This is a genomic window from Streptomyces sp. Q2 (assembly GCF_056820935.1).
This window is the reverse complement of sequence record NZ_JBXEJE010000064.1, coordinates 1-22,790: the sequence shown is the minus strand read 5'-3', so window position 1 is coordinate 22,790 and position 22,790 is coordinate 1. Positions and strand designations below refer to the sequence as shown.

The following is a 22,790-nucleotide window of genomic DNA, read 5'->3' as shown; positions in this document are numbered from 1 at the left end:
CCCAGACCCCCCGCAGGCCCCTCCCCCAGCCCCGCCCCACCGACGTCTTCGCCGACCGCCTCCTCGCCGTCCTGAGCGGCCGGCGCCCCGTCCACTGGATGCTCCGCCACACCGCGGGCCGCGCCTACGACGAACTGGCCTGGCTGGCCGAACGCGGCCCCCTGCGCGCCACGCGCGGCACCCTGCCCGTCGTCCGCGACATCGGCTACTACGTCCCCCGCCCCGGCGCCATCGAGGCCTTCGCCCGCATCGGCGCCGGAGACCAGCTGCGCGCCATGGCCTTCCGCCTGGAGCAGGGCCACGACCTGCGCTGGCGCTGCACGGCGGTGGAACTCGGCGGCCCCCGCAGGCCGCACACGGACGACGACTGACACACCCGGCGGCGACACAGGCGGCCCAGCGCACCGCACGCCGAAGGGCCGGGCACCCTCGGGTGACCCGGCCCTTCGAACCGCTACGGCGCCGCAGGCGACCGCACCGTCACTTCTTGCGGCGGCGCCCGCCACGCGACTGCTTGCGCCGCTCGGCGCGCGTGAGGCCGTCGGACTCGGAACGCACGGGCTCGTCGTCGTCGGCGAAGTCGCCCTCGATGACACCGCCCTCGCCGTCCACGGTCGGCGCGGAGAAGTGCAGCTCCCGGCGCTGCGGGACGTCGAGCCCCTTGGCGCGGATCTCGGGACGCGCGCCCGCCTGCGCCGGCACCGCGTCCTGCTTGTCGAGCGACGGCTTCGTGTCCTCGACCAGGACCTCCTCGACCTGCTGCTCGACCTGGACCTCCAGGTTGAACAGGTAGCCGACGGACTCCTCCTTGATGCCCTCCATCATGGCGGTGAACATGTCGAAGCCCTCGCGCTGGTACTCGACCAGCGGGTCCTTCTGCGCCATCGCGCGCAGGCCGATGCCCTCCTGGAGATAGTCCATCTCGTAGAGGTGCTCGCGCCACTTGCGGTCCAGGACCGACAGCACGACCCGGCGCTCCAGCTCACGCATGATCTCGGAGCCGAGCTGCGCCTCGCGCGCCGCGTACTGGTCGTGGATGTCGTCCTTGATGGACTCGCCGATGAACTCGGCGGTCAGACCGGCCCGGTCGCCGGCCGCCTCCTCCAGCTCCTCGACGGTGACCTTCACCGGGTAGAGCTGCTTGAACGCCCCCCACAGCCGGTCGAGGTCCCAGTCCTCCGGGAAGCCCTCGGCGGTCTCCGCGGTGACGTACGCGTCGATGGTGTCGTCCATGAAGTGCTGGACCTGCTCGTGCAGGTCCTCGCCCTCCAGAACGCGGCGGCGCTCGCCGTAGATGACCTCGCGCTGCCGGTTGAGGACCTCGTCGTACTTCAGGACGTTCTTGCGGGTCTCGAAGTTCTGCTGCTCGACCTGCGACTGCGCGGACGCGATCGCGCGGGTGACCATCTTGTTCTCGATCGGCACGTCGTCCGGGACGTTCGCCATCGACATCACGCGCTCGACCATCTGGGCCTTGAACAGGCGCATCAGGTCGTCGCCCAGGGAGAGGTAGAAGCGGGACTCGCCCGGGTCGCCCTGGCGGCCGGAACGACCGCGCAGCTGGTTGTCGATACGACGCGACTCGTGCCGCTCGGTGCCGAGGACGTAGAGCCCGCCGAGCTCCTTGACCTCCTCGAACTCCGCCTTGACCGCCTTCTCGGCCCGCTCCAGGGCGGCGGGCAGGGCCGCGGCCCACTCCTCGATGTGCTCCTCGGGGTCGAGGCCGCGCTGCCGCAGCTCCGCCTCGGCGAGGTCGTCGGGGTTGCCGCCGAGCTTGATGTCGGTACCACGGCCGGCCATGTTGGTGGCGACGGTGACGGCGCCCTTGCGGCCGGCCTGGGCGATGATCGGGGCCTCACGGTCGTGCTGCTTCGCGTTCAGCACCTCGTGCTGGATGCCGCGCTTGGAGAGCTGCTGCGAGAGGTATTCGGACTTCTCGACCGACGTCGTACCGACGAGGATCGGCTGGCCCTTCCCGTGCTTCTCGACGATGTCGTCGACGACAGCCTCGAACTTGGCGACCTCGGTGCGGTAGATCAGGTCCGACTGGTCCTTGCGGACCATCGGGCGGTTGGTCGGGATCGGGACGACGCCGAGCTTGTAGATCTGGTGGAACTCGGCGGCCTCGGTCATGGCCGTACCGGTCATGCCGCAGAGGCCGGGCTGTTCCTTGCCGTTGTGGTCGTGGCGCTTGTAGAGACGGAAGAAGTTCTGGAGGGTGATCGTGGCGAGCGTCTGGTTCTCGTCCTTGATGTCCACCCCTTCCTTCGCCTCGATCGCCTGGTGCATGCCCTCGTTGTAGCGGCGGCCGGCGAGGATACGGCCGGTGTGCTCGTCGACGATCATGACCTCGCCGTCGATGACGACGTAGTCCTTGTCCGCCTTGAAGAGCTCCTTGGCCTTGATGGCGTTGTTCAGGTAGCCCACCAGCGGGGTGTTCACCGACTCGTAGAGGTTGTCGATGCCCAGCCAGTCCTCGACCTTGGCGACGCCGGACTCGTGGATGGCGACGGTGCGCTTCTTCTCGTCGACGTCGTAGTCGCCGGTCTCCTCGAGACCCTTGAGGGGGTTGCCCGGCTCGCCCTTCTTCAGCCGGGTGACCAGCTTGGCGAAGTCGCCGTACCACTTGGTGGCCTGGTCGGCCGGACCGGAGATGATCAGCGGCGTACGGGCCTCGTCGACGAGGATGGAGTCGACCTCGTCGACGATGGCGAAGTTGTGGCCACGCTGGACGAGCTCGTCCTTGGACCACGCCATGTTGTCGCGCAGGTAGTCGAAGCCGAACTCGTTGTTCGTGCCGTAGGTGATGTCGCACCGGTACTGCTCGCGGCGCTGGGCCGGCGTCATGTTGGCGAGGATGCAGCCGACGTCCAGGCCCAGGAACTTGTGAACGCGGCCCATCATCTCGGAGTCGCGCTCGGCCAGGTAGTCGTTGACCGTGATCAGGTGGACGCCTTCTCCGGAGAGGGCGTTCAGGTAGGCGGGCAGGGTGCCGACCAGGGTCTTGCCCTCACCGGTCTTCATCTCGGCCACGTAACCGAGGTGAAGGGCTGCGCCGCCCATCATCTGAACGTCGTAGTGACGCTGTCCGAGTACGCGCTTGGCGGCCTCGCGCACGGTCGCGAAGGCCTCGGGCAGCAGGTCGTCCAAGCTCTCACCATCGGCGTACCGCTGCTTGTACTCATCGGTGAGGGCCCGCAGCTCGGCGTCGGAGAGGTCGACGAAGTCCTCTTCGATGGAGTTGACCTGGTCCGCGATGCGGTGCAGCTTGCGCAGGATCTTGCCTTCGCCTGCACGCATGATCTTGGAGAGGACGGACACGGGGGTTGGTCTCCTTGCCGGTCGGGCCTGGGACGGTCGGTTTCCATTGGACTACTGAGCAACGGCCATCGTATGCGAGGACCCCGCCACGCCGGGAGGCCTGCCGGGACGGTGACTGCCCACTGCTTCACATCTCTGCAAGGGAACAACGTCCGGGCCCGGCGGATGGTGCCGCACCACTTGGACGAATCGCGCGAATCGTGATCGCCCGCTCACGCACGGCAAAGAGATGGTGCCTTCGCCGAACCCCGAGCAGAATCGGCCGATGGACCCCGTCACGCTCACCACCGGCCGTCTCCTGCTGCGCACCGTCGGCCCCCAGGACACCGACGCCGTGTACGCGGCCGCCCAGGACCCCGACATCCAGCGCTGGACGTCGATCCCGGCGCCCTACCTCCCCGAACACGCCCGCAGCTTCACCGAGCAACTGGTCCCCGAGGGCTGGGCGGACGGCTCGATGTTCACCTTCGGCCTCTTCCTGCCGGACGGTGAGCTGACGGGCATGGTCAGCCTCACGATGCGCTCCCTGAGCGTGGCCGAGATCGGCTTCTGGGGCGCGAAGGAGCACCGCGGCAACGGCTACATCACGGAGGCCGCCCGCTCGGCCGCCCGCTGGGCCTTCACCGACCTGTCGGTCGATCGCGTGGAGTGGCGCGCGGAGGTCGGCAACCAGCCCTCCCGCGCGGTGGCGGAACGCGCCGGCTTCGCCTTCGAGGGCACCCTGCGCTCCGCGATCATCCACCAGGGCGTACGACGGGACTGCTGGGTGGGTTCGCTGCTGCCGTCGGACCTGGGACTGCCGTCCACGGCACCGTATTTGCCGGCGCCGTCACGGTCGTAGCGGGGAAACCGCAGCTCATCCCGCGTTGTCAGTCCCACCCTCTATCGTGCGGGCCATGACGACGCCGCGCCCGACCACCACCCTCTCGGCGGACGAAGCCCGCCGCATCGCCCTCAGGGCCCAGGGCTTCCTGGGCGCCCCGGACCGCCGCTCGGGCGTCCGCGGCATCCTCCGCCATTTGGGCGCGGTCCAGCTCGACACCATCTCGGTCCTCGCCCGCTCGCACGAACTCATCCCGTACGCCCGCCTCGGCGCCGTGGGCCGCAAGACGGTCGAGAGCGCCTACTGGGGCACCGCGGCCTCGGGCGCGGCTCCGGCACGCCCCCACGCCTTCGAGTACTGGTCGCACGCCGCCTGCATCCTGCCCATCGAGGAGTGGCCCCACTTCGCCTTCCGCCGCCGCTCCTACCGCGGCCGCCCGCACTGGAACCACGCCCTCCCCGACGACGCCTACGACCAGGTCATCAAGCAGCTCCGCACCGAAGGCCCGCTGACCGCCACGGATTTGGGCGGCGCGAAGAAGACCAGCGAGTGGTGGGACTGGTCCGGCACGAAGGTCGCCGTGGAGCGCGCCCTGATGTACGGCGAGGTGGTGTGCGTCGAGCGCCGCGGCTGGAAGCGCGTGTACGACCTCGCCGAACGCGCCGTCCCGGACACCCTGCTGCACGACGACCTGACCGACACCGAGTGCCTGCGCCGCCTGGTCCGCCTCGCCGGCCAGTCCCTGGGCGTCGGCACGCGCGCGGACATCGCCGACTACCACCGTCTCAAGGGCGAACAGGTCGACGCGGTGATCGCCGACTCGGGCCTGGTCCCGGTCACGGTCGAGGGCTGGGGCAAGCCGGCCTGGGCCGACCCGGCCGCCCTGGAAACCGCCCCGCGCGGCCGCCATCGCACCACCCTCCTGTCGCCCTTCGACTCCCTCGTCTGGGAACGGGCGCGCACCGAGCGGATCTTCGGCTTCACCCACCGCCTGGAGGCGTATGTCCCCAAGCAGAAGCGGGTGTACGGCTACTTCGCGATGCCGGTGCTGGCCGGCGGCCGACTGGTGGGCCGCGTGGACCCGGCCCGCGAGGGCGGCACCCTGGTCGCCAGGCAGGTCACCCTGGACGGCCCGAAGGCGGTCCCGGCGGTGGCGCAGGCTCTGGTCGAGGCGGCAGGCTGGGTGAACTGCACGGACGTACGGGTGGAACGGGTGGACGCGCCGGAACTGCGCGAGCCCCTGGCGAGGGAACTCGCCCGCGCGACCGGCTGATCCCGTCCCTTACTGGATTTCGAGGATCTTCTCCCGCATCGCGTACACCACCGCCTCCATCCTGGAGTGCAGCTGCAGCTTCTCCAGGATGTTGCGCACATGGTTCTTCACGGTGTTCTCGGAGATGAACAACTCCTTGGCGATATCCCGGTTGTTCATCCCCGTGGCGACCAGCTTCAGCACCTCCAGCTCACGGTCCGTGAGCCGTGGCGCCGGCACGAGACGGCGTTCGTCGGTGCGCTGGATCATCGACTTGAACTCGGTGAGCAGTTTCGACGCCATCGAAGGGCTGATCTGCGACTGACCGTCGGCCACCGCGCGAATGGCGGTGGCCACTTCGTCGGTGGAGATCTCCTTGAGGAGATATCCGGTCGCGCCCGCCTTGATCGCTTCGTAGAGGTCGGCTTCCTCGTCGCTGATCGTCAGCATGATGATCTTGGCGCTCGGGGCGACCTCCTTGATGGAGGTGCACGCCTCGATCCCGCCGCGCTTGGGCATCCGTACGTCCATCAGCACGATGTCCGGCAGCAGGTCGGCGGCCTTGTCGACGGCCTCCGCGCCGTCCCCGGCCTCGCCCACGACCTGGATGTCCTCTTCGGCCGCGAGGACGATCTCCAGGCCACGACGGAAGAGGGCGTGGTCGTCCACGACCAGGACACGGATCGGCTCCTTGCGTGGAGAGCCCGCGTCCGGGTCCGTGGCGACGACGCCGTCCCCGGCGTCCTCGTCCTGCATCGGTCCGAAGCTGTCCGCCATCGTTCCTCCCCCTGAAGGCTGTGGCCTGTGGTTCTGTGCCATCGCCAACCCAAGGCAACGGCCCAGCGGTTGGGCCGGTGCGGCCATGATTCCATGCCGGGACGACACTGCGGTGACAGAGCGGGGCGTGAAGTGGTCGCACACCGGTGCCCCTGGGGGCGCACACGCGCACCAGGGGCACCGTCTCGGCTGTCGGCCGGGCGATCAGCCGCCCAGCATGCCACCCGCGGCGGGGGGTTGCGCCTGGGTGACCATCGGGTCCGTGCTGAGGTGGATGACGCCGTAGTCGTAGGCGTGGCGCCGGTAGACGACGCTCGGCTCCTTGGTCTCGGAGTCGATGAACAGGTAGAAGTCGTGGCCGACCAGTTCCATCTCGTAGAGGGCCTGGTCGAGGGTCATCGGGGAGGCGACGTGGGTCTTCTCGCGGACGATGAGGGGGCCGTCACCCTTCACTTCCAGCGAGCCGATCTTCTTGGTGGGCACTCCGTCCGTCTCTTCGTCGGGGACGGGGTGGCCGTTGCCGTTGAGCGTCGCCGCGCCCTGGACGTGGTCGGGGACCTCGGCCGCCGTGAGCCGCCGTGAGCCGCGTCGGGTGTGGCGCTTGTCGTGCTGCTTGCGCAGTCGCGCGTCCAGCTTCTCCGCCGCCAGGTCGAGTGCCGCGTACGGGTCACTGGCTGCCGCTTCCGCCCGGATCACCGGACCGCGGGAGCGGAGGGTGATCTCCACTCGGTCACAGCGGTCGGCCTGTCGGGGGTTCGGCTCCTTGGACACCTCGACGTCGAGGCTGATCACCTTGCCATCGAGCTTCTGGATCTTCTCCAGCTTCAGCTTCTCGGCCACGTGCTTGCGGAACCGCTCGGGCACCTCGGTCTTGCGGCCCTTGACGACGATGTCCACGCAGAACTCCGTTCCCGGATCGCTCCGCTTCGCTGCGGAGCGTCTCCCTTTTGCACCAGGCTCCGGTGAGTCCCGGAACCTCGGACTCGGTGACTTCCACCTCCTCCCCCGCGGGCAAGATCTCCACTCCACCGGTGCGGGTGATAGTGAAAAACCCACGACACGGCATTCGGACAGGAGAGGTGTGGCCTGCGCCTTTCCCTCACAACCGAACATATCTCGCCCGGACGGATGTCGTCACCCTCTACCGCGGCCTACCTCCGTTCAGGTGAATTGACCCTCTCGTTACCTGCAACGATGCAAGTTCACAGTCAGTTCCGGTTTATTTCGAAAGAATCCGGCGTGGCAGCGACCACGGCCGCGCAAATCTGGTCGCAGCCGTCGTCGGCGCCCGCCTTTTCGGACGGGGCGGCCGGCCGGCCCGTCTCCTCCTCCGTCGTGCCGCCCATCCGTTCCCCTCTGCCTTCCCGACCTGCCGCGCCATACACCGCCGTTGCACGCTCTCCACACACATCCGCCCCACCCGCCCACGTACAGCCGCCACCATGAACTTCCCCGTTCCGCACCGAAGCCGCGCCGCCACCCTCCGCGACCGTCCCGGCCCCCGCGGCGCCACCACCGGCCACCCTGTGCCCTGCACCTGTCACGCCGCCGTACGCCGACACGTCCGCGCCCGGCACCGCCGCACCCGCCAGCGCCGCCCGCACCGCACGCGCCGCCTCCGTCAGTGACGCGCCCGTGGTCATCAGGTCGTCGACGAGCACGACCGGGCCGCCAAGGAGCAGCCGTCCGCCTCCGGGGACCACCACCAGCGCACCGTCGAGATTCTCCAGCCGCTGCCGGGAGTTGAGCCCCGTCTGGTCGGCGACGGCACGCCCCTGCCGCAACACGGACACCACTCGCGTCGGTGTCCCCGTCCGCCGAAGCTTCCCGGCCGCCGCAAGCGCGATCCGTCGCGCCGGATCATGCCCTCGGGCCCGCACCGCCCCTCGCGAGGACGGCACAGGGACGAGCGTCACGACCTCGCCGCCCGGCCCCGCGGCCCTCGGGCCCCCAACCGCGCCGACCAGCCCTCGCATCTCCTGGCGCCCGGCCCCGTGAACCGGCCCCCAGGACTGCTGGAGCCCGGCCCGCACGGCCCCCGCCAGCGCCGTACCGAGCGGTGTCGCCAACGCGAGCGCACCCCGTTCCTTGTGGGCCAGCAGCATGGCCCGCACCTCGTCCGCGTACCGGGCCGCCGCGTGCACGACCGGCAGCCCAGGCGGCTTCGGACTTGGTCGCACCCGGCGCGGCACGGCCCCGCTCAGGACGGCACGGCACTCCGGACAGAGCACCGTACGAGGCGTCCCGCAGCCTCCGCACTCGGCCGGCAGCACCAGGTCGGTGAGGTCCTGCCACCACCCCCGCATGCCCACCACTGTGCCAACGCCGACGCGGCCCTGCCACCCCTGTGGACAACCGCCTGTGGACAACTCCGGGCGCGGCGCACCAGCCGTACCCGCCCCGAAACAGAGCGACCGCTCCGCCGGAACGAACCCCGGCAGGAACGGCCGCCTCCCTCACACCGCGGCGGCACTCCACCCCGCGGTCCGGCACTCACCCCGGGTAGACCGGAGCCGTCCCGTCCGTGTCCACCTTCTGCCACTGCGTCCCGGACGACAGCCGTACGATCCCGTCCTCCGAGAACGCCACCAACGGCAACCGGTCGTCCTCGGACGCGGCGATCTCCTTCACGCCCGTCAGCGCCGCCGGCGCGGGCCCCTCCGGCGTGGAGCCGTCGACCTGGACGTACCGCATCTGCTGCACGCCGCCCTCCTCGCGCCCGACGACCACCAGTCGGCTGTCACCGGCCCACGACATGGTCGTGAGCTCTTCCATCTCCGGCGTCGCGGAACGCAGTTCCTGGACCGACGGCGCCTCCCCCGGCTTCTCGCCCCGCTCGATCCGCCCGATGAACAGGGACTGCTTGCCGTCCTTCTCCACGACCAGCGCGATGCGCACGCCGTCGGCGGCCAGCCGGATGTCCTTGACGCGCCCGTCCAGCCCCGGCGTCCGCACCGTCAGCGGCTTGCCGGCGCCCTCCTCCAGCAACAGCAACCGCGCGGCGGCGGGGTTGCGGTCGGCCACCCACAGGTCGCCCTCCGCGTCCCAACTGGGTGCGGTCAGACGGTCGTTCTCCGTCGGGCCCTTGCTGCTCAGCACCGGCTCCCCGAGCGACCCGCCCGACACGAGCGAGCCGACGTACAGCGCCTTCCCGTCGATGCCGACCCCGGCCGCGCTGTGCTCGTCGCGCGACACGGCGACCGAACGCAGCTGCTTGGCGCCCTCGCCCAGGGCTCCCGGCACCGGATCCGGGGACGTACCGTTGTTGCCCGTCGGCAGCCGTACGAGCCGGTGTTCGCCGTCGAGGAAGTACAGGTACTCGGGATTGCGCACCGAGCCGCGCGCGGCGACGCCGTCCGCCCCGTTCTCCTCGAGCGCGCACAACTTCTTGCCGTCCGCCTCCAGTTCGACCTCGTCCACCGCCGGGCTGAGGTTCTGCAAGGTGAACAGGAGCTGCGCCGCCATCTCTTCGCACTTGGCCGTACCGACCCGCGCCGCCCGGTCGTTGAGCGGCACGATCAGCCTGCTCTGGTCGTCCGGCGTCAGCGACGTGACGCCCTTCTTGAGCTTCGTACCGGTGGGAAAACTGGACCTGACGACCGGGTTGAGCCAGCTCGTGGGCCCGCTGAGCAGGGAACGCACCATCTGCGTCGTGGGATCCACACGCTCGCGCACGTACACGGGATCGGCGACGGCCACGGTCTGCGGACTCGTCCCCGCCGTCGTGTTCGCGGCGAAGTAGTACTTGTTGACGGACGTGTAGTTGCGCTGGAAGTCCGACTTCCCCATGACGACACCCTGCGGCAGCCCGGCGATACGCCACTGCTTGGTCTTCTCGTCCCGCGTGAGGTACACCGACTGGCTGTAGTCCCCCTCGGCGGGCGCGTACGACTGCTGCAGGTCCACCGTGGCGAACCGGGCACCGGTGAGCAAGTACGAGACGGCGTCGTCGTCGGCATCCTCACGGTCCGCGGTCCGCTCGGGTCCGATGGTGGGCCCGTTCGCGAGCACCGTGGTGGACAGCTGAGGCTGCCATGTCTTCGCGGCCTCAGGGGTCAGATACTTGCTCGCCGTCTCGTAGTTCGGATCGTCGCTGGTCAGCGCCTCAAGGAAACCCTGGACAATCTCCGAGGCGGGCGCGTCCTCCTGGGGCGGCATGGCGAACACCCGCACCTGGGTGTCCTGGCGCGGCGTGGACTCGACGCCGCGCAGATCCCCGCTGTCGGGCATGGACGCACACCCTGCCAGCAGAACGACGCCACAAGCGGCGTACGCCGTCGCGCGCCCCGGCATGCGCCGAGCGCCCCCCTCGCGATCAGCGCCCACGAAATGCCTCCCCTTGCTCGTACGAGCCCTCCGACCCGGTGTCCGGGCGGCTCACGTTCTCGCTCCGCGGCCCGCCGGTCTCACTGCTCCCCGGCCGGCTTCCCGCGGCCGCGTCGTCCTGCCGCCGCGCCCCGGAAGCGGGCCGGGGCACCACGCGCGCGCCGTTGCCGGGCAGCGCCGTCGGGTCGGCCGTGGGTGTCAGGGCTGACGGCCGGGACGCGATCGGGCCGCGTGAGGGCCCCTGGTCGCCTGTCGTCTGGGCCGGCACGGTGGCGGCCTTCTCCCCGCCCGCGCTCGGCAGACCGGCGTCGTTGAGGCCACGATGGCGCCGGGAGTCCTTGGGCTCCAGCGGTATCGGCGAGCCCCGCAAGGGTTCGTCCGCGGTCCGCGGCAGCGTCAGCCGGAACTGCGACCCGCCGCCCGGCTCGCCCCACGCCTGGAGCCAGCCGCCGTGCAGCCGCGCGTCCTCCAGCGCGATGGACAACCCCAGGCCCGTACCGCCGGTGGTACGCGCGCGTGCCGGGTCCGCCCGCCAGAAACGGCTGAAGACGCGGGTCGCCTCGCCGGGCTTGAGCCCGACGCCGTAGTCGCGCACCGCGATCGCCACCGCCCCGCCCGCCGCGGCCAGCTTGACGACGACGTCCTTGCCCTCGCCGTGCTCCACGGCGTTGACGACGAGGTTGCGCAACACCCGCTCCACCCGCCGGGCGTCGGCCTCGGCCACGATGGGCTGCTGGTCGCCCACGACGCGGATCTGGGTGCCCTTGCGCTCCGAGAGCGGTTCGGCCCCGCTGACGACCCGCCGTACGACCTCACGCAGGTCGATCGGCTCGGCCTCCAGGGCCGCCGCGCCCGCGTCGAAGCGGCTGATTTCCAGCAGGTCCGCGAGCAGCGTCTCGAACCGGTCCAACTGGTCGGCGAGCAGCTCCGCCGACCGGGCGGTCACCGGATCGAAGTCCACGCGCGCGTCGTGGATGACGTCGGCCGCCATCCGCACCGTCGTCAGCGGCGTGCGCAGCTCGTGCGACACGTCCGACACGAACCGCCGCTGCATCCGCGACAGGTCCTCCAGCTGCTGGATCTTCAGCTGCAGGCTCTGCGCCATCTTGTTGAAGGCCTCGCCGAGCCGGGCGATGTCGTCCTCGCCGGTGACCTTCATCCGTTCCTGGAGCCGCCCGGCGGACAACCGCTCGGCGATCCCGGCCGCCATCCGCACCGGGGTGACGACCTGCCGCACCACCAGCCAGGCGATGGCCCCGAGGAGTACGACGACGAAGAGGCCGGCCGTCGCCAGGGTCCCCTTGACCAGGCTCAGGGACTTCTCCTCCTGGGTGAGCGGGAAGAGGTAGTACAGCTGGTAGGGGTCGCCGTTCGGGTCGTTTACCTGCTTGCCGATCACGAGGGCCGGCTGGGAGTCCTTGGCGGAGGTGCTGCCGTAGGCGATCCGCGTGTAGCTCTGGGCCGCCGACGGAATACTGTCGACACGCTCGCGCAGGTCCTCGGGCACGCTGGCCGACCAGTCGACGCCACCCGAGGCACGCGGTCCGCGTCCCCCGCCGCTGCTGCCGTCGCCCGTGGGGAGCGTCACCACGTCGAAGGCGCCCTGGCCGCCGCTGGAAAGCGATTCCACCAGGTCGCCCATCCACGGACTGACGTTCTGCTCGGCACGGCCGTCCGCCGGGCGACCACCGTCGTCACCGGCCCCCGCCGCCGCCTCGTCGGCCTTCTGCTTGGCCACCGCGAACCCACCGGTGGCCTGGCTCTGCGAGGCCTTCACCTTGGCGTCCAGCAGTCCGTTGCGCACCTGCCCGATGACGACGAAACCGAGCAGCAGAACCACGCCCAGCGACATCAGCAGGGTCGTGACGACGACCTTGAGCTGGATGTTGCGCCGCCACAGCCGCATGACGGGCAGCAGCGGCCGGCGCACCCAGCGCATGAAAAGGCGCAGGACCGGGCTGCCCTGGACGCCGCCCTGCAGCAACCCGCCCTCGAGAAAGCGGCCCCAGCGGGAGCCTGCCGTCTTCCGGCCGACAGGCCGCTCCGCGCGGGCACCGGAACTGCCGGGCGCCGAAGCGGCACTGTCTTCGGACATGTCAGCTCGGCCCGGCCTTGTAACCGACGCCACGGACGGTCACCACGATCTCCGGCCGTTCCGGATCCTTCTCGACCTTGGAGCGCAGCCGCTGCACATGCACGTTGACCAGGCGGGTGTCGGCCGCGTGCCGGTAGCCCCACACCTGCTCGAGCAGCACCTCACGCGTGAACACCTGCCACGGCTTGCGTGCGAGCGCCACCAGCAGATCGAACTCCAGCGGCGTCAGGGCGATCGACTGTCCCTCCCGCTTCACGGAGTGCCCGGCCACGTCGATGACCAGGTCACCGATGGCGAGTTGCTCGGGCGCCGGCTCCTCGGACCTCCTGAGCCGCGCCCTGATGCGGGCGACGAGCTCCTTCGGCTTGAACGGCTTCACGATGTAGTCGTCGGCACCGGACTCCAGGCCCACGACGACGTCGACGGTGTCGCTCTTCGCCGTGAGCATCACGATCGGCACCCCGGACTCCGCCCTGATCAGGCGGCACACCTCGATACCGTCCCGCCCGGGCAGCATCAGGTCCAGGAGCACCAGATCGGGCTTCGCCTCACGGAAAGCGGCCAGCGCCTTGTCGCCGTCGGCTACGAAAGACGGCTCAAAACCTTCACCACGCAGCACAATGCCGAGCATCTCGGCCAGTGCGGTGTCGTCGTCGACGACAAGGACTCGTCCCTTCATAAACGACATCATCCCATTCTCATAACGGTGAAGGACACGCAGGTGAGCAGGGTCACCGGCCAGTGACGATAGTCGTACGGGGCGGTCACTGTCTGCCCCAGTCCGTCGGTGTCGATGTCAGCACTGATATCAGTCGGTCAGACACACGACTCGGCGCACGGATGTCGTGACTCAGAGGAAGCCCACCCGACGGTCGTGTGTCGTGACTCAGAGGAAGCCCACCCGACGGTCGTGTGACGACGCGGGCTGCAAAGGGCCGGGGGAAGGCCGCCTCAGGCTCCCGCGCGGGTCGGGGTACTGCAAGGCAGACAGCTCCCCGCGCGCACCGCCCGGAACGCTCCTACGGTTGAACGAGGACGTGGCGCCTGCGGATGCCTTTTCCTGTCCGCCTCCGCCGCACACCATCTCGGCGTCGTCAGCGCCTTAAGGAGGCCATTCGGCATGTCCACAGCATCCGACACCCCGGTCCTGGACACCCTCGCCGCCATGACCATCGACTCTCTCGAGCGATGCGGTCTGCCCCCGGACACGCTCATCCTGACCCGCATCGCCGCGCTCGCGGCCTCGGACGCGCCCCCCGTCTCCTACCTCGCCCACGTAGACCCCGCGCTCAGGGCCAATCTGACCGCCGCTCAGGTACAGGACGTCCTGGTCGCCATCGCGCCCATCGTGGGCACAGCCCGCGTGATGACGGCAGCGGGCAACCTCACCACAGCGCTCGGCATCGCCATCGCGGTGGCCGACGCAGAGACCGAGGCCGAGATGGAGGCTGGGAGCTGAAGGGAAGAGCCCCCATCGGTCATCGCGTGTCCGGCGCTTCGCCGTTCCGGCCCTCGACTGGTGGGCCGCCCTGGCGGGTTCTGCCCCGCTCGACCGCACGCACCAGGAGCCGGGCCACGACACCGATCAGCAGCAGATTCGTCGTCATCTGCCCTGTGGCCAGCAGCCGGGCCGGTTCGCTGCGCGGGCTGATGTCGCCGAAACCGACGGTGCTGAACACGGTCACGGTGAAATACAACGCGTCGGACCTCGACAGCGGCTCGCTGAAGCTGTCCGACGCGCTGTGTTTCATCAGGTAGTACGTCGTCGCGAACAAGAGCAGATAGAGCGGAAGGGTCGTCCCCAGGGCTTCCATGGCGCGCAGTTCGGGCCGCTGGGACAGCGAGATCTTCCGGATCTGCCAGGACAGAAGCAGTGCCACGGCGACGATGCCGCCGACGAGCCCGAGGACCGTGCCGGTGGTGAAGGCCGAATCGAGCGGCAACAGGAAGTAGACAGCGACGAGCAGCGCAACGCTGAACAGCGAACGCACAACGGCGCGCCTCGACTCCCGGCGGCTCTTACGCGGTGTCCTGTCCACGCTTCCCCCGATGCACCCGATCCCGTAGCCGCGCTGCCGCACCGGCTCCTGGATCAACCTTCCCGCTGCCCCGGACGCCGGACGGCAGGCGCACCCTGTGGTCACCGGGATGGCGGGCCATCACGGAGAGCCGCCGAAACCGGAGGAGTACGCGATGGCTGCTTCTGGCTCCCGCCGTGAGACGACGTCACCGAGCGGATGGGACTCCCGCCTCTACTGGCAGTGGATCGCGTACAACACGATCGCCTTCGTCATCGTCCTGTCCGCTGGTTTCCTGCTGGCACTGCTGGGGGACGACGCGCTCCACCTGGAAGTCTCCAGCCACCACGTCGTGATCGCGCTCCTGATAGCGACCTTGGGGGCAGCGCTGTTCGGAGGCGTCCTGGGAGCTCTGCAATGGCTGGTCGTCCGACAGCGGGTGCCCGTCCCTCGCAAAGTGTGGATCACCGCCAACATCGGCCCGGCACTACTGGCCTGGCTGCTGGTGATCATGCCTGCGGTGATCAGCGCCCAGGACACGGACACCGACGTGTCGACGGCCTACCTCCTGGCTGCCAGTCAGAGCCTGGCCCTCGGCCCCCTGCTCGGCCTGTCCCAGTCCCTCGTCCTGCGCAAGGTCACCAACCGCTGGACCTGGTGGATCGGCGCCAACCTGGCCTCATGGCTCATCGTGGATGCCGTCATCTATCTGCTGTCGCGGCTGTCCGACGACCTCAACGTCCTCACCGGGGACGGATCCCTCGCCGAGATCTACCTGACCCTGATCGCCACGACACCGCTGACCGGCCGAGCCCTGCTCTGGGTACTCGCCCCCTCGGCTCTCACCACTCCGGAACGTTCCTGAACGAGGGCAGCAGGGAGTGAGCGCGCCACTGCACTCGCCCACTCGAAGCGCCGAGTCCGCGACAGACGGCACCCAGGACACCACGGCCCCTCCACCCGACCGTCGGCGCCGCTGGAGGGCCCGCACCCGTCAGTCAGGCCGACAGCGCCCCTCTCAGCCGCTCGTCGCCTGCGGCGACCGCTCACACAGCTCCGCAAGCGCTTCGGCCGTCACCGGCGAGATGACGCCCTCCTCCGTGACGATCGCCGTCACCAGCTCGGGCGGCGTCACATCGAACGCCGGGTTGTACGCCTGGGTCCCCAGCGGTGCCACCGGAACTCCGCCGCCCGCCTCCGCTCCCATCACCGGCACCTGCGGCGCTGTGAGCTCGGTCACCTCATGCCCGGGGCGCTGCTCGACCTCGATCGACGCCCCGTCCGGCGTGTGCGGATCCACCGTCGTCAGCGGCGCCACCACGATGAACGGCACATGGTGGTACCGCGCCAGCACCGCGAGCGGATAGCTCCCCACCTTGTTCGCCACCGACCCGTCGGCCGCGATGCGGTCCGCCCCGATCAGCACCGCGTCCACCTCCCCGGCCGCGAACAGCGAACCCGCCGCGTTGTCGGTGAGCAGGGTGTACGCCATACCGCTGCGCGCCGCCTCGTACGCCGTCAGCCGAGCCCCTTGCAGCAGCGGCCGCGTCTCGTCCACCCACAGCCGCCGCAGCTGCCCCGCCCGGTGCGCCGCGAGCGCCACCGCGAACGCCGTCCCCTCACCGCCCGACACCAGCGAGCCGGTGTTGCAGTGGGTGAGGATCCGGTGCCCGCCGCCGGGCAGCAGCTCCTCCAGCAGTGCCAGCCCCCGCTCAGCCATCCGGCCACTGGCCTCGGCATCCTCCCGGTGCACCTGACGCGCCGCGGCGAGCGCCGCGTCGGCGGCCTGCCGGACATCGCCGCCCTCTGCGAGCTCGGCCCGGTACGCGGACTGGGCCCTGCGCACCCCGACGGCGAGGTTCACCGCCGTGGGGCGAGCACCCGCCAGCGCGTCCGCGGCGTCGTCCACGTCGAACCCGCGCACGGCGGCGAGCGCGACGCCGTACGCCCCCGCGATGCCGAGCAAGGGCGCCCCGCGCACGGCGAGCGAACGGATCGCCTCCACCAGCGCCGACGCATCCGTACACACGAGTTCGACCTCCTCGGCCGGCAGCCTCGTCTGGTCGAGGAGCACCAGTACGGGGCCCTCGGGCGGCTCTTCCCATCGGATCGCCGGTGTCTCGGTCGGCCTGCTGTCCTCGGCGGTTTGCGCGTGCTGATCAGCCATGCGATCAGTCTGCCCGTTTTTCGGCGGACAATTGAAGGTGTCCAGCCCATACCGCGGCTGGTCCCTCGACAACCACCCCATGGCACGATGGCTGCCAACCTGCCGCCGCGACCGCGGACGGGCACCGTGAAGGAGCGACGATGAAGGACACTCCGGGCTGGGCCTCGCCCGGATCCGCCCCCTCCGACGGGCACGAGCCCGGCGCGTCCGGCACCGCCGAGCCCGCCGACCGGCCCGACGCCGCGAACCCCGCGGAGCAGCCGGGACCGGACCCGCAGAACCCCGGCACGAAGTGGTCCAAGGAGCAACCACCGGCCGACCAGTGGTCCGCGCCCGCAGGCGGCCCGGCGCCCGGCCAGACACCGCCACCCCCACCGCCCGGCCCGGGCTGGGGAGCCCAGCCCCCCACCGGCCCCGACGGATACGGGGGCCACGGCACTCCCGGCGGCGGAAACGGCGGACACGGCGGCTGGGGCAGCGGTTACGGCCCTCCCGGCGGATACAGCGGCTGGGGCGGGCCCCCGCCCGCGGCCAAGCCCGGCGTGATCCCGCTCCGCCCGCTCGGCGTGGGCGAGATCCTCGACGGCGCGGTCTCCACCATGCGCACCTACTGGCGCACGGTCCTGGGCATCTCGCTGACCGTCGCGATCGTCACCGAGATCGTCGTCATCCTGCTCCAGGGCCTCGTCCTCAACGACACCACCGACGCCGAGGCCCTCAACGACCCGAGCGCCACGCTCAGCGAAGTGACCCGTGCCATGGGCGACGCCATGCTCGGCAGCGCGGTCGTCTTCGCGATCACCCTGATCGGCACGGTCATGGCGACCGCCCTGCTCACCACCGTGACCAGCCGCGCGGTGCTCGGCCGCCCCGTCACCACCGGCGAGGCCTGGCGCGACGCCCGGCCTCAGGTGATGAGGCTTTTCGGTCTGATCCTCCTGCTGATGCTCATCGCTGTCGGCATCGTCCTCGTGGGCGTGCTCCCCGGCATCCTCGTGGCTGTCTCGGGCGCAGGCGGGGCGGGCGCGGCCATCGCCGTCCTGGGCGGGCTGGGCGCCGTCGTCGTCGCCCTGTGGCTGATGATCCGCTTCTCCCTGGCCTCGCCCACGCTGATGCTGGAGAAGCAAGGCATCGTGAAGTCGATGAGCCGCTCCGGAAAGCTGGTCCGCGGCTCCTGGTGGCGAGTGATGGGGATCCAGTTCCTCGCGGCGATCATCGCGAACATCGTCGCGGCGATCGTCGTCATCCCCTTCACCTTCCTGGCCGCGGCGTTCAGCGGCGAAGGCGTCACCGGCTTCATGGAGGGCACCGGCGGTCTCGGCTGGACGTTCCTCATCATCAGCGGGATCGGCTCGGTGATCGGCTCCATGATCACCTTCCCGATCACGGCGGGCGTCACCGTGCTCCTCTACATCGACCAGCGCATCCGCCGCGAGGCTCTCGACCTCGAACTGGCCCGTGCCGCCGGCGTCCAGGGGTACGGCACCGCCTCCGCTCCCGGGAGCTGATGCGGTGAGCCTGGCGGGGGGAGTTCTCACAGCGGCACAGGCACTGCCGAACGCCGCCGACATGGCCGTACGCACCGCGCAACGCGTCGGCGACACACCAGTACAGGCCCTGTTGCGCGTCCACGACACAACGGTCCGCGCCCTGCTGCGCGCCGACCACACATCCGTACTCTCGTTGGCCCGCTCCAGCGACGAACCACCGCTGACAACGCCCCGCGACCCCGCGCGCGAGGCGGCACGGCGCGAGCTGTCCAAGCGGATGTACCACGAGAACGACCCCAGTTGGTTCCAGCGCGCGCTGAACGCCTTCTGGGACTGGGTCGACAAGCTGTTCAACACCGCCGCGGCCGCGACCCCCGGCGGAACGCTCGGCCTGGTCGTCGTCATCCTGGTCGTTCTCGCGGTCCTGGGCGCCCTGTGGTGGCGCCTCGGCACCCCGCGCCGCGAACCCGCCTCCTCCGCCGCCCTGTTCGACGACCGCCCTCGCAGCGCCGCCGAACACCGCGCGGCCGCCGAGGCGCACGCCGCCCAGGGCCACTGGAGCCAGGCCGTCCAGGAACGGATGCGTGCCATCGTCCGCTCCCTGGAGGAACGCGCCCTCCTCGACACCCGCCCCGGCCGCACCGCCGACGAGGCCGCCACCGAAGCCGGTCGGACTCTGCCCTCACAGGCAGACCGACTGCGCGCCGCCGCCCGGGACTTCGACGACGTGACGTACGGCGGACGCTCGGCTACCGAGCAGTCGTACCGCCGCATCGCCGACCTCGACCGCGACCTGGAGCGCACCAAGCCCCAACTCGCGAGCAGCAGCAGCCCCAGTACGCCCCGCAACGCGGCCGACAACAACCGCCGGGGAGCCGCCGAATGACCACCGAGGCCACGCTCCCGTCGACATCGACATCGACATCGACATCGCCCACCGCACGCCAGGCGTGGACCCGCGCGCGAGGCGTCGTCCTCGCCCTCGTGCTCCTCCTGGTGGCGGCTGTCGCGATCGCCACCATCCGCTCCGACACCCGGCACGGCGCGCTCGACCCACGCTCCGCCGACCCCTACGGCAGCCGCGCCGTCGCCGAACTCCTCGCCGACCGAGGCGTCTCCACCCGAGTGGTCACCACCCTCGCCGAGGCCGACGCCGCGGCCGGCCCGGACACCACCCTCCTGGTCGCCGTCCCAGACCTCCTGACGCACGGTCAACAGAGCCAATTGCGTGCCGAAACCGCTGACTCCGGCGGCCGCACCGTCCTCGTCGCCCCCGGCAGCTGGTCCGTCGAACGGCTCGCCCCCGGCGTCGTCGCCAACCCGGCCACCAGCCTCGACTCGACACTCTCCCCCGCCTGCGACCTGCCCGCCGCCCGCCGCGCGGGCACCGCCGACACGGGCGGCATCCGCTACACCGCCACCCGCCCCGACGCCGACGAGTGCTACCCCAGCGAGCGCCTGGCCACCCTGGTACGGGTCCCGGACACGTCCGGGAACGGCGACACCGTCGTACTCGGCGCGCCCGACATCCTCTACAACGACACCCTCGACGAACAGGGCAACGCCTCGCTCGCCCTCCAACTCCTCGGCTCCCGCCCCCATCTGGTCTGGTACCTCCCCTCACTCTCCGACGCCCCCGCGAACGACACCGACGAGGAACGCGGCTTCCTCGACCTGCTCCCCTCGGGCTGGCTCTGGGGCACACTGCAGCTCTTCATCGCCGCAGCCCTCGCCGCCCTGTGGAGGGCACGCCGACTAGGCCCCCTCGTGCCAGAAAAACTTCCCGTGGCGATCCGCGCCTCCGAAACCGTCGAAGGCCGTGCCCGCCTCTATCGCAAGGCCAACGCCCGCGACCGCGCGGCCGCCGCTCTTCGCTCCGCCACCCGCACCCGCCTCGCCCCCCTCATCGGCGTCCCCGTCACCCAGGCCCACGCGCCCGAAGCCCTGCTCCCCGCCCTCCTCGACAGCCACGGAGACGGACAGGCCCTGCACTCGCTCCTCTTCGGCCCGCCGCCCGGCGACGACGCGGCCCTCATCTCTCTCGCCGACCAACTCGACGCCCTCGAAAGAGAGGTACGCCGTCCATGATGGACCCGACCACTGACAACGCCGGGTACGCCGGGGATCAGGGCAACCCCCGAGCAGCCCTGGAAGCCCTGCGCGCCGAGATCGCCAAGGCCGTGGTCGGTCAGGACCCCGCCGTGACCGGCCTCGTCGTCGCCCTCCTGTGCCGCGGACACGTTCTCCTTGAAGGAGTCCCCGGGGTCGCCAAAACGTTGCTCGTCCGCGCCCTCGCATCCGCACTCGAACTCGACACCAAGCGCGTCCAGTTCACCCCCGACCTGATGCCGAGTGACGTGACGGGCTCCCTGGTCTACGACACCCGCAGCGCCGAGTTCTCCTTCCAGCCCGGCCCGGTCTTCACCAACCTCCTCCTGGCCGACGAGATCAACCGCACCCCGCCCAAGACCCAGTCGTCCCTCCTCGAAGCCATGGAGGAACGCCAGGTCACGGTCGACGGCACACCGCGCCCGCTCCCCGACCCGTTCCTGGTCGCCGCGACCCAGAACCCCGTCGAGTACGAGGGCACGTACCCCCTGCCCGAGGCCCAGCTGGACCGTTTCCTCCTCAAGCTGACGATCCCGCTGCCCTCCCGCCAGGACGAGATCAGCGTCCTCACCCGCCACGCCGAGGGCTTCAACCCGCGCGACCTGCACGCCGCCGGCGTACGCCCCGTCGCGGGCCCCGCCGACCTGGAAGCCGCCCGCGCCGCGGTCGCCAAGACCACGATCTCCCCGGAAATCACCGCCTACGTGGTCGACATCTGCCGAGCCACCCGCGAGTCGCCCTCCCTCACCCTCGGCGTCTCCCCACGCGGCGCGACCGCCCTGCTCGCCACGTCCCGTGCCTGGGCCTGGCTCGTCGGCCGCGACTACGTCACCCCCGACGACGTCAAGGCACTCGCCCTGCCCACCCTCCGCCACCGCGTACAGCTCCGCCCGGAGGCCGAAATGGAAGGCGTGACGGCCGACTCCGTCATCAACGCGATCCTCGCCCACGTCCCCGTCCCCCGCTGATGGCACTCACCGGACGCGCCGCTCTCGTCGGGGCCCTGGGTTCCCTCCCGATCGGCATCTGGGACCCCAGTTGGACAGGCATCCTCGCGGTCAACGCCCCCCTGGCAGTCGCCTGTGCCTGCGACTTCGCCCTCGCGGCACCAGTGCGACGCCTCGGCCTGACCCGCTCGGGCGACACGTCGGTCCGCCTGGGCGACACGGCCGACGTCACCCTCACCGTCACGAACCCGTCCCGCCGCCCGCTCCGCGCCCGCCTGCGCGACGCCTGGCCTCCCAGCACCTGGCAGCCCGGCACGGAAGTGGCGGCCTCCCGCCACCGTCTGACGGTGCCGGCAGGCGAACGCCGCCGCGTGACCACTCGGCTACGACCGACCCGCCGCGGCGACCGCCAGTCCGACCGCGTCACGATCCGCTCCTACGGCCCCCTCGGCCTCCTCACCCGCCAGGGCACCCACAAGGTCCCCTGGACGGTACGTGTCCTGCCGCCGTTCACCAGCCGAAAGCACCTGCCTTCCAAGCTGGCCCGCCTGCGCGAACTGGACGGCCGAACCAGCGTCCTCACCCGCGGCGAGGGCACGGAATTCGACAGCCTGCGCGAGTACGTCCCCGGCGACGACACCCGCTCCATCGACTGGCGCGCCACAGCCCGCCAGACCACGGTCGCCGTACGCACCTGGCGCCCCGAGCGTGACCGCCACATCCTCCTGGTCCTCGACACCGGCCGCACCTCAGCAGGCCGCGTCGGCGACGCCCCACGCCTCGATGCCTCCATGGACGCGGCACTGCTCCTCGCGGCCCTGGCGTCCCGCGCCGGCGACCGCGTAGACCTGCTCGCATACGACCGTCGTGTACGTGCGCTGATCCAGGGCCGCACGGCGAGCGACATGCTCCCATCCCTGGTCAACGCCATGGCGACCCTGGAACCCGAACTCGTCGAAACAGACTCCCGAGGCCTCACGGCAACGGCACTCAGGTCGGCCCCTCGCCGCTCCTTGATCGTCCTGCTGACGACTCTCGACGCGGCTCCGGTCGAGGAGGGCCTTCTCCCGGTCCTCTCCCAGCTCACCAAGCGCCACACGATCCTGTTGGCGTCCGTGGCGGACCCGCACATCGCCGGCATGGCCGCAGCCCGCGGCAACACCGACGCCGTCTACGAGGCCGCAGCCGCCGCCCAGGCCCAGAGCGAACGTCATCGCACCGCGGAACAACTCCGCCGCCACGGCGTCACAGTCGTCGATGCGACACCAGACGATCTGGCCCCCGCACTGGCAGACGCATATCTGGCGCTGAAGGCCGCAGGACGCCTGTGACGTATTGCTGCCGATGTATTGCTGCTGAGGGCGGCGGCCGACCTCAACAGATATGAACGCAAAGAAGGCCCACACCGTGAGGTGTGGGCCTTCTTTCAAAAATTGTTCGGCGGCGTCCTACTCTCCCACAGGGT

At 70.6% G+C, this 22,790-nt stretch carries 19 protein-coding genes; 10 read left to right on the top strand and 9 right to left on the bottom strand.

What is annotated here, in order from left to right; translation table 11 throughout:
- Positions 1-371: Rv3235 family protein (locus ACWBNA_RS43635; protein WP_482710179.1), on the top strand; the 371-nt coding region annotated here is incomplete at its 5' end.
- 109 nt (positions 372-480) lie between these two features.
- On the opposite strand, the gene secA is transcribed toward ACWBNA_RS43635, so the two are convergent.
- Complete coding sequence (gene secA, locus ACWBNA_RS43630; RefSeq protein WP_482710178.1) at positions 481-3,321, bottom strand: preprotein translocase subunit SecA; 2,841 nt, start codon at positions 3,319-3,321, stop codon at positions 481-483.
- Positions 3,322-3,586: 265 nt separating this feature from the next.
- Between secA and ACWBNA_RS43625 the strand changes: the two genes are divergently transcribed.
- The gene (locus ACWBNA_RS43625) at positions 3,587-4,162 is read left to right on the top strand and encodes a GNAT family N-acetyltransferase (protein WP_482710177.1); all 576 of its coding nucleotides are present in this window, start codon (positions 3,587-3,589) and stop codon (positions 4,160-4,162) included.
- A gap of 55 nt (positions 4,163-4,217) precedes the next feature.
- Positions 4,218-5,417, top strand: a complete 1,200-nt coding sequence (locus tag ACWBNA_RS43620) for a winged helix-turn-helix domain-containing protein (RefSeq protein WP_482710176.1) — start codon at positions 4,218-4,220, stop codon at positions 5,415-5,417.
- A gap of 9 nt (positions 5,418-5,426) precedes the next feature.
- On the opposite strand, the gene ACWBNA_RS43615 is transcribed toward ACWBNA_RS43620, so the two are convergent.
- The 6 genes from ACWBNA_RS43615 to mtrA form a co-directional block, all read right to left on the bottom strand.
- The gene (locus ACWBNA_RS43615; protein WP_482710175.1) at positions 5,427-6,173 is read right to left on the bottom strand and encodes a response regulator; all 747 of its coding nucleotides are present in this window, start codon (positions 6,171-6,173) and stop codon (positions 5,427-5,429) included.
- Positions 6,174-6,377: 204 nt separating this feature from the next.
- Positions 6,378-7,070 carry a ribosome hibernation-promoting factor, HPF/YfiA family gene (hpf, locus tag ACWBNA_RS43610; RefSeq protein ID WP_482710174.1) on the bottom strand — a complete coding sequence of 231 codons (693 nt, stop codon included), beginning with the start codon at positions 7,068-7,070 and terminating at the stop codon, positions 6,378-6,380.
- Positions 7,071-7,381: 311 nt separating this feature from the next.
- Positions 7,382-8,479, bottom strand: coding sequence for a ComF family protein (locus ACWBNA_RS43605; RefSeq protein WP_482710173.1), 1,098 nt, complete (start codon positions 8,477-8,479; stop codon positions 7,382-7,384).
- A 187-nt stretch (positions 8,480-8,666) separates the two neighbouring features.
- The gene (locus ACWBNA_RS43600; protein WP_482710172.1) at positions 8,667-10,499 is read right to left on the bottom strand and encodes an LpqB family beta-propeller domain-containing protein; all 1,833 of its coding nucleotides are present in this window, start codon (positions 10,497-10,499) and stop codon (positions 8,667-8,669) included.
- Positions 10,489-12,594, bottom strand: coding sequence for an MtrAB system histidine kinase MtrB (mtrB, locus tag ACWBNA_RS43595; RefSeq protein ID WP_482710171.1), 2,106 nt, complete (start codon positions 12,592-12,594; stop codon positions 10,489-10,491). Before mtrB ends, ACWBNA_RS43600 begins: the two co-directional genes overlap by 11 nt.
- A gap of 1 nt (position 12,595) precedes the next feature.
- Positions 12,596-13,285, bottom strand: coding sequence for a two-component system response regulator MtrA (mtrA, locus tag ACWBNA_RS43590; protein WP_187281934.1), 690 nt, complete (start codon positions 13,283-13,285; stop codon positions 12,596-12,598).
- 429 nt (positions 13,286-13,714) lie between these two features.
- On the opposite strand from mtrA, the gene ACWBNA_RS43585 reads away from it, so the two are divergent.
- Positions 13,715-14,053, top strand: coding sequence for a carboxymuconolactone decarboxylase family protein (locus ACWBNA_RS43585; RefSeq protein WP_482710170.1), 339 nt, complete (start codon positions 13,715-13,717; stop codon positions 14,051-14,053).
- Between the two features lie 19 nt (positions 14,054-14,072).
- Here ACWBNA_RS43585 and ACWBNA_RS43580 read toward each other — a convergent pair whose 3' ends face one another.
- On the bottom strand, positions 14,073-14,675 hold the full coding sequence (locus ACWBNA_RS43580) for a potassium channel family protein (protein ID WP_482710169.1): 603 nt from the start codon (positions 14,673-14,675) through the stop codon (positions 14,073-14,075).
- 112 nt (positions 14,676-14,787) lie between these two features.
- Here ACWBNA_RS43580 and ACWBNA_RS43575 point away from each other — a divergent pair, with 112 nt between their 5' ends.
- Positions 14,788-15,477: a hypothetical protein gene (locus ACWBNA_RS43575; RefSeq protein ID WP_482710168.1), complete on the top strand. Its 690-nt coding sequence runs from the start codon at positions 14,788-14,790 to the stop codon at positions 15,475-15,477.
- A gap of 153 nt (positions 15,478-15,630) precedes the next feature.
- On the opposite strand, the gene mtnA is transcribed toward ACWBNA_RS43575, so the two are convergent.
- Complete coding sequence (gene mtnA, locus ACWBNA_RS43570) at positions 15,631-16,779, bottom strand: S-methyl-5-thioribose-1-phosphate isomerase (protein ID WP_482710167.1); 1,149 nt, start codon at positions 16,777-16,779, stop codon at positions 15,631-15,633.
- 140 nt (positions 16,780-16,919) lie between these two features.
- Here mtnA and ACWBNA_RS43565 point away from each other — a divergent pair, with 140 nt between their 5' ends.
- From ACWBNA_RS43565 to ACWBNA_RS43545, 5 genes are read left to right on the top strand one after another with little or no spacing between them, the layout of a single operon-like run.
- Positions 16,920-18,287, top strand: coding sequence for a hypothetical protein (locus ACWBNA_RS43565; protein WP_482710166.1), 1,368 nt, complete (start codon positions 16,920-16,922; stop codon positions 18,285-18,287).
- A gap of 4 nt (positions 18,288-18,291) precedes the next feature.
- Positions 18,292-19,155 carry a DUF4129 domain-containing protein gene (locus ACWBNA_RS43560; protein WP_482710165.1) on the top strand — a complete coding sequence of 288 codons (864 nt, stop codon included), beginning with the start codon at positions 18,292-18,294 and terminating at the stop codon, positions 19,153-19,155.
- Positions 19,152-20,357 carry a DUF4350 domain-containing protein gene (locus tag ACWBNA_RS43555; protein ID WP_482710164.1) on the top strand — a complete coding sequence of 402 codons (1,206 nt, stop codon included), beginning with the start codon at positions 19,152-19,154 and terminating at the stop codon, positions 20,355-20,357. Before ACWBNA_RS43560 ends, ACWBNA_RS43555 begins: the two co-directional genes overlap by 4 nt.
- On the top strand, positions 20,357-21,346 hold the full coding sequence (locus ACWBNA_RS43550; protein WP_482710194.1) for an AAA family ATPase: 990 nt from the start codon (positions 20,357-20,359) through the stop codon (positions 21,344-21,346). The genes ACWBNA_RS43555 and ACWBNA_RS43550 overlap by 1 nt, the downstream gene beginning before the upstream one ends.
- The gene (locus ACWBNA_RS43545) at positions 21,346-22,656 is read left to right on the top strand and encodes a DUF58 domain-containing protein (protein WP_482710163.1); all 1,311 of its coding nucleotides are present in this window, start codon (positions 21,346-21,348) and stop codon (positions 22,654-22,656) included. Before ACWBNA_RS43550 ends, ACWBNA_RS43545 begins: the two co-directional genes overlap by 1 nt.
- The last annotated feature ends 134 nt before the right edge of the window (positions 22,657-22,790 follow it).

Excerpts from the sequence above, each read along its gene's own strand:
- ACWBNA_RS43620 (WP_482710176.1), top strand. The coding sequence starts at position 4,218 with ATGACGACGCCGCGCCCGACCACCACCCTCTCGGCGGACGAAGCCCGC.
- ACWBNA_RS43555 (WP_482710164.1), top strand. The coding sequence starts at position 19,152 with ATGACCACCGAGGCCACGCTCCCGTCGACATCGACATCGACATCGACA.
- ACWBNA_RS43550 (WP_482710194.1), top strand. The coding sequence starts at position 20,357 with ATGGACCCGACCACTGACAACGCCGGGTACGCCGGGGATCAGGGCAAC.
- ACWBNA_RS43545 (WP_482710163.1), top strand. The coding sequence starts at position 21,346 with ATGGCACTCACCGGACGCGCCGCTCTCGTCGGGGCCCTGGGTTCCCTC.
- ACWBNA_RS43585 (WP_482710170.1), top strand. The coding sequence starts at position 13,715 with ATGTCCACAGCATCCGACACCCCGGTCCTGGACACCCTCGCCGCCATG.
- ACWBNA_RS43605 (WP_482710173.1), bottom strand. The coding sequence starts at position 8,479 with ATGCGGGGGTGGTGGCAGGACCTCACCGACCTGGTGCTGCCGGCCGAG.
- mtrB (WP_482710171.1), bottom strand. The coding sequence starts at position 12,594 with ATGTCCGAAGACAGTGCCGCTTCGGCGCCCGGCAGTTCCGGTGCCCGC.
- ACWBNA_RS43615 (WP_482710175.1), bottom strand. The coding sequence starts at position 6,173 with ATGGCGGACAGCTTCGGACCGATGCAGGACGAGGACGCCGGGGACGGC.
- ACWBNA_RS43575 (WP_482710168.1), top strand. The coding sequence starts at position 14,788 with ATGGCTGCTTCTGGCTCCCGCCGTGAGACGACGTCACCGAGCGGATGG.
- ACWBNA_RS43565 (WP_482710166.1), top strand. The coding sequence starts at position 16,920 with ATGAAGGACACTCCGGGCTGGGCCTCGCCCGGATCCGCCCCCTCCGAC.
- ACWBNA_RS43625 (WP_482710177.1), top strand. The coding sequence starts at position 3,587 with ATGGACCCCGTCACGCTCACCACCGGCCGTCTCCTGCTGCGCACCGTC.
- mtnA (WP_482710167.1), bottom strand. The coding sequence starts at position 16,779 with ATGGCTGATCAGCACGCGCAAACCGCCGAGGACAGCAGGCCGACCGAG.
- mtrA (WP_187281934.1), bottom strand. The coding sequence starts at position 13,285 with ATGATGTCGTTTATGAAGGGACGAGTCCTTGTCGTCGACGACGACACC.